We start from the raw sequence: 5729 nt of genomic DNA, 5'->3' as shown, positions 1-5729 counted from the left end.
GAGATTCACCATTTTCGTATCTTTTTATAGCTTTTTCTCTTAATTCTTTACTGTTCATAACTGACCTCCTTTTTTAAGGTCAGTATAGAACATTTAGTTATTAAGTTCTCGATGTGTGTATATTTTTTTTCATTAAGGTTCACGATGTGTTGATATTTTTAAGTTCACGATGTGTTGATATTTGTCAACTATTCACTAACGACTAATAATATCACCATTTTATCTATGTGCTTCTACATTTAATAATAGCCCTATCACTAATAAATTAGAAATCATAAAACTTCCACCATAACTCAAAAAAGATAGAGGTAACCCGGTAGCTGGAAACATTCCCATAGCCATACCAATATTTACTACTATATGAAAAAAGAGGAAAGTCACTGCCCCGGTGGCTAATAAAGTTCCCAATAAATCCTTTGCCTCAAGAGCTATTTTAACTCCTCTCCATAAGATAATGGTATAGAGTCCTAATAATAAGATGGCTCCGACAAAGCCTAATTCTTCTCCTACTACCGAAAATATAAAATCAGTATGTTGAGCAGGGAGAAAATTCAACTGACTTTGTAAGCCACTAAAGAGTCCATTTCCTAAGAAACCACCTGAACCGATAGCAATCTTCGACTGAATAACATTATAACCGCCCCCTAAAGGGTCCAGGTTAGGGTTAAAAAATAAAATTAATCTCTTCTTCTGGTAATCTTTCAGAAAAGTCCACAACACCGGAATAGAAGATAAGGTTACTATAAAAGTAAAAATTAAATATTTTATCTTAACCCCTACCACAAATAACATTATGATCAGAATGGCTAAATATACTAAGGAAGTTCCTAAATCCGGTTGTAAAAATACTAATAAAATTAATAGTCCAGTATAAGTGAAGGGAAGTAAAAAATAGAAAAAATTATCCAGTTTCAATTTATTCATCGATAAGAAATTAGCCAAAAAAATTATTAAGGCAACTTTGGCAAACTCCGAAGGCTGAGATCCAAAAGATCCTATAGGCAACCAACGCCTTGCTCCATAAGTTGACCTCCCAAAAATTATAACCATTATCAGCAAAATAACTGCACTAATATAGATCACCTGAGAATATTCTTCTAACTTATGATAGTCTATAAAAATAATTATAGTTAAAAATAAAAATCCCAATACCATCCATAAGAACTGCTTCTTTACGAAAAAATAAGGACTATCTACCTCTGTAGTTGTTAAACGGGTTGAACTATATAACACCAAGAGACCATAAAAACAGATTATCACTACCGAAAATAGTAAAGTATAATCTAAATTTTCAGTTAATTTATTAAATTTTTCCCTCAACTTCCATCCTCCCAAAATTTTATGACAAAAAAGGTGCCAGGCACCAAATTTGTCATTCTTGGATCTTAAAATATTTTTCTAACATAGCTCGAGCTATAGGGGCAGCTACTTCTCCCCCTTCTCCCCCATTTTCTAAAAAAACGGTAATGCAAACTTCCGGATTCTCATAAGGTGCAAATCCAATAAACCAAGCATGAGTCTCTCCCTGAGGGTTCTGCGCAGTTCCGGTTTTACCAGCTATCGATAATTCCTTAACATTTGCTCGCCAACCGGTCCCCTTTAATATAGTCTCTCTCAATCCTTCTTTAGTAGTTTGAAATGAAGGTGAAGAAATGTCTACTTTTTTATAAATTTCTGGTTCAATTTCTTTAACTATTTTACCATCGGGAGAAATTATCTTTTTTACTAAATGTAATCTATAAATTCTTCCTTCTGTAGTAATAGCACAAATGACACTATGAATCTGTAAAGGAGTTAATAAAAGATACCCCTGGCCTATAGAAAGATTTATAGTATCACCAGGAAACCATATCTGTTTAAACTCCCTCTCCTTCCATTCAGCAGAAGGAATTGTCCCGATTGCTTCTGAGGGCAAATCAATACCCACTTTTTCTCCTAATCCAAATTTACGAATATATTTATTCAATCTTTCAATTCCTAATTCATTTCCTATAGTATAGAAATAGACATTACAGGAATTAGCAATAGCATCAATAACATTTAAACTCCCATGTCCTGACTTTTTCCAACAAGTAAATACCTTATCCGCTAATTTATAAGTACCTGAGCAATAAATTTTTCTTTTTCTATCTGTAACTCCTTCTTCTAAGGCAGCAATCACGATAACTACTTTAAAGATCGAACCCGGCGAATAAACACCCTGAACGCTCCGATTAGTCAAAGGATAATCAGGGTCAGAAGAAATTCTTTGCCAATCAGCATAAGAAATTCCATCAGCAAATAAATTAGGATTAAAAGAAGGTTTATTGACTAAAGCTAATATCTCCCCAGTATAAGGATTACTTACTAAAATAGAACCTTTTTTACCATCAAGCAAACTCTCTCCGTAGAGCTGAAGATTCTTATCAATAGTCAGAACAATATCCTGGCCTGGAATAGGTTCACGATAAAGCAAAGTAGCTATTTCTTGGCCTAAAGCATCAATTTCTACCTCTCTTCCACCTTTCTCTCCTCCTAAAATATCGTTATAATATTTCTCCAACCCAGATTTTCCGATAATATCTCCTCCTTGAAATTTCGAATTACCTAATTGTTGTAACTCTTCTTTATTTATCTCTCCCACATACCCTAAACTATGAGCTGCTAAATCCTGGTAAAGATAATTCCTCCGAGGTTTAACTTCTAAAACTACCCCTTTTAGTTCATCTTTTCTCTCTTCAATTTCTATTATTTTATCTGTCTTACAGTCATCCAAAATTTTTACCGGTTTAAAAGGATTTTCTGAATAGTTTTTTACTTTTTTTTCGATAGATTCTGGAGGAAGATCTATTATTCTACTTAACTTATCGCTTAATCCCTTTAAATCTTCCACTTCTGCAGGAATTATGGAGACTAAAACTGTTGGACGATTAGTAACTAATAATTCTCCTTGTCGATCATAAATCTTTCCCCGAGGAGCATCTTCTACTAATGAACGAATACAATTTTCTACTGCTCTTTTTTTTAGTTCCCCTCCTTTAATCATCTGCAAATACCATAAACTAATAACCAATATTACAAGACAGATGATAATAAAAACCAATAACCAATTCAAACGCTGTTTTACATCTTCGGGAACAGTAGAAGATTCCCTCATCATTACTCCTTTAATTTTAATACCCAAATAATAATTTTAAATCAGGACCTAAACTTGTAAAATTCTTCCTTGCTTTCCAAACCAGGAAAGTATAAAACCAATTCCCGAAACTATAACTATAGTCGCCCCAGAAGCTAAATTAAGCTGATAAGAAAGCCATAAGCCGCCTAAACCAAATATAGCACTAAGTAGGATAGAAATAAATATCATCTTTTTTAAATTAGAGGTATACTGTTTACTTATGGCTGCTGGGATAGTCAAAAGGGCAATAATCATAATAATACCCACAACCTTCATTAGTACTACTATAGTCAGGGCAATTAAACATAAAAGAAGAAAGTATAATTTAACAGTAGGAACTCCTACTACAGTAGCAAATTCATCATCAAAAGAAAGAGCTAAAAATTCTTTATAGAATAAAAATACCACCATAATTATCACTAAATCTAAGATTAACATTATTATTAAATCAACAGAGGTTACGGTTAATATATTGCCAAAAAGATAACTGAAAAGATCAGGGGCATAACCTGGACTCAAACCAATAAACACAATCCCCAAAGACACCCCCAGAGCCCATAATATTCCGATTGCAGTATCTTCTGGTATCCTGCTACGTTTACTTACTAACCCCATAACTAAGGCGGAGAGGATGCTAAAAGGTATTATCCCCCAGATCGGATTTACCCCTAAAAAATATCCTAATCCAACCCCCCCAAAAGAGGCGTGAGCAATCCCTCCACTTATAAAAACAATCCTTTTTACCACTACATAAACGCCAATAATTCCACAGGCAATACTGGCTAGAAGCACTGCTAATATGGCATTCCTTATAAATTCATACTGCAGTAATTCAAACATGCTTAATCTGCTCCCTTTTCTCCTGAAGTTAAATCAATTTACTATATCTTTCTAACGCTTTTTAATTCGTATAGCGTGATGCATACTTTAGTATGGTTAATGTTTTCTGAGTACCCGGTGGGGGATACCATGGGCAATCAGATCTACTGGACAATGATAAGTTGCTTCTAAATCCTCTACCCTTATCTCTTTAGACTGATGATAGAAAAGCCTCCGATTTAGACAGGCAATCTTATTTACATAAATCGACACTGCACTAAGGTCATGAGTTACCAAAACAATGGCCATCTTTTCTTTTAGTCTCTCCAACAATTCATAGAATTCAGCTTGTAAGGGGGTATCGATACTAGCCAGAGGCTCATCAAGGAGTAATATTTTTGGTTCTGTCACTAAGGCTCGGGCGATAAAAACACGTTGTTGTTGACCACCCGAAAGTTTTCCTATTTGCTTACCTTTAGATTCTATCATTCCAACCATATCAAGTGCTTGTTCCGCCTTTTGTTTATCTTCTTTACTATACGCTTTACCACATTTTCGTTGACCCAATCTTCCAGTTAATACTACCTCCCAAACACTTATAGGAAATTCCCGATCAAAAAGACAGTATTGAGGAACATAACCAATATATTTTCTTCCTTCTTTTGGGTTCATCCCTAAGATATTAACCTCTCCTTTAGTAGGTTGAATTAGACCGAGAATAACTTTAAGTAGAGTGGTTTTTCCTCCACCATTAGGTCCTATTATTCCTAAAAATTCATGTTGGTATATGGCAAGATTTATATCTTCTAACACATTAATATTATTATAAACTAACCAGACATTCTGTAAATTTATAACCTCTTGAGTAATTTTTTCTTGATTTTTATTATTCTTATTTTCTTGATTCATTATCTTTATCTTTTCATCACCAATTATATTTCATCTAACCGTAATTATTTCTTCTACTAACTTTCTAAGGTTATTTATGTAATCCATAGATAAAGGATCAGCTTTTATAATTCGAGCCCCTACTTCTTTAGCAACGACCTCAGCACTCTTAATATTATATTGAGGTGAAACTAAGATAATAGATATATTAAAAGCTCTGGCTTGATCTATTATATGGGTTAGAGAAGCAGCACTCGGCTCTTTGCCCTCATCTTCAATTGCTATTTGAATAAGATCATACTCTTTAGCAAGATAACCCCAAGAGGGATGGTAAGATATAAATCTGTGATTTTTGACTCCTTCTAATCGAGCTTTAATCTCTTGATCCAATAGATCTAATTTATTAATATATTCTATGCTATTTTTTTTAAAATATTTTTGGCTTGAAGGATCAATTTTGATTAACGCCTCACTAATATTTTCAACCATGGTTTTAGCATTTCGGGGAGAAAGCCATATATGAGGATCCTTATCTACTAGGGTAATACCTATTGAAGAATTACAAATCAACATATCTTTATAGATCAATTTTATTTTATCCATCCAGGTTAATTCAAAATTAAGCCCTGATCCTACTTCGACATACAACTGAGCCTGGCTAATTTTCTTTAATTGAACCGGGGTTAGTTCAAATAGGTGAGGATCAGCCCCTGGAGGTACTATAACGGTTACCTCTACCTTATCTTTACCTACTTGCTCGACAAATTCAGCTAATGGAAGAATAGAAACTACCACCCCTATCTTCTCTTCTTTCGATATCAGTCCAGGGTTTGCTTTTTTTAGGGTTACTCCAGCGAATAAAAAT

Annotated in this window: 5 protein-coding genes; all 5 read right to left on the bottom strand. The window is 34.0% G+C overall.

Features of this window, described 5'->3' with window-relative positions:
• Positions 1–219: 219 nt before the first annotated feature.
• Complete coding sequence (rodA, locus tag COZ07_RS10215; protein ID WP_406608461.1) at positions 220–1320, bottom strand: FtsW/RodA/SpoVE family cell cycle protein; 1101 nt, start codon at positions 1318–1320, stop codon at positions 220–222.
• 52 nt (positions 1321–1372) lie between these two features.
• A complete protein-coding gene (gene mrdA, locus COZ07_RS10210) occupies positions 1373–3139 on the bottom strand; it encodes a penicillin-binding protein 2 (protein WP_406608460.1) in 1767 nt (588 codons plus the stop codon).
• Between the two features lie 45 nt (positions 3140–3184).
• Positions 3185–3997 (bottom strand): metal ABC transporter permease, encoded by an 813-nt coding sequence (locus tag COZ07_RS10205; RefSeq protein WP_406608459.1) that lies wholly within the window; start codon positions 3995–3997, stop codon positions 3185–3187.
• Positions 3998–4093: 96 nt separating this feature from the next.
• Positions 4094–4885, bottom strand: a complete 792-nt coding sequence (locus COZ07_RS10200; RefSeq protein ID WP_406608458.1) for a metal ABC transporter ATP-binding protein — start codon at positions 4883–4885, stop codon at positions 4094–4096.
• 30 nt (positions 4886–4915) lie between these two features.
• A partial coding sequence (locus COZ07_RS10195) for a metal ABC transporter solute-binding protein, Zn/Mn family (RefSeq protein ID WP_406608457.1) occupies positions 4916–5729 on the bottom strand: 814 nt, incomplete at its 5' end.

This window comes from Candidatus Infernicultor aquiphilus (assembly GCF_002784285.1).
GTDB lineage: Bacteria > Atribacterota > Phoenicimicrobiia > Phoenicimicrobiales > Phoenicimicrobiaceae > Infernicultor > Infernicultor aquiphilus.
Note: the sequence above shows the minus strand (reverse complement) of the source record. Positions and strands in the feature narration are given on the sequence as shown.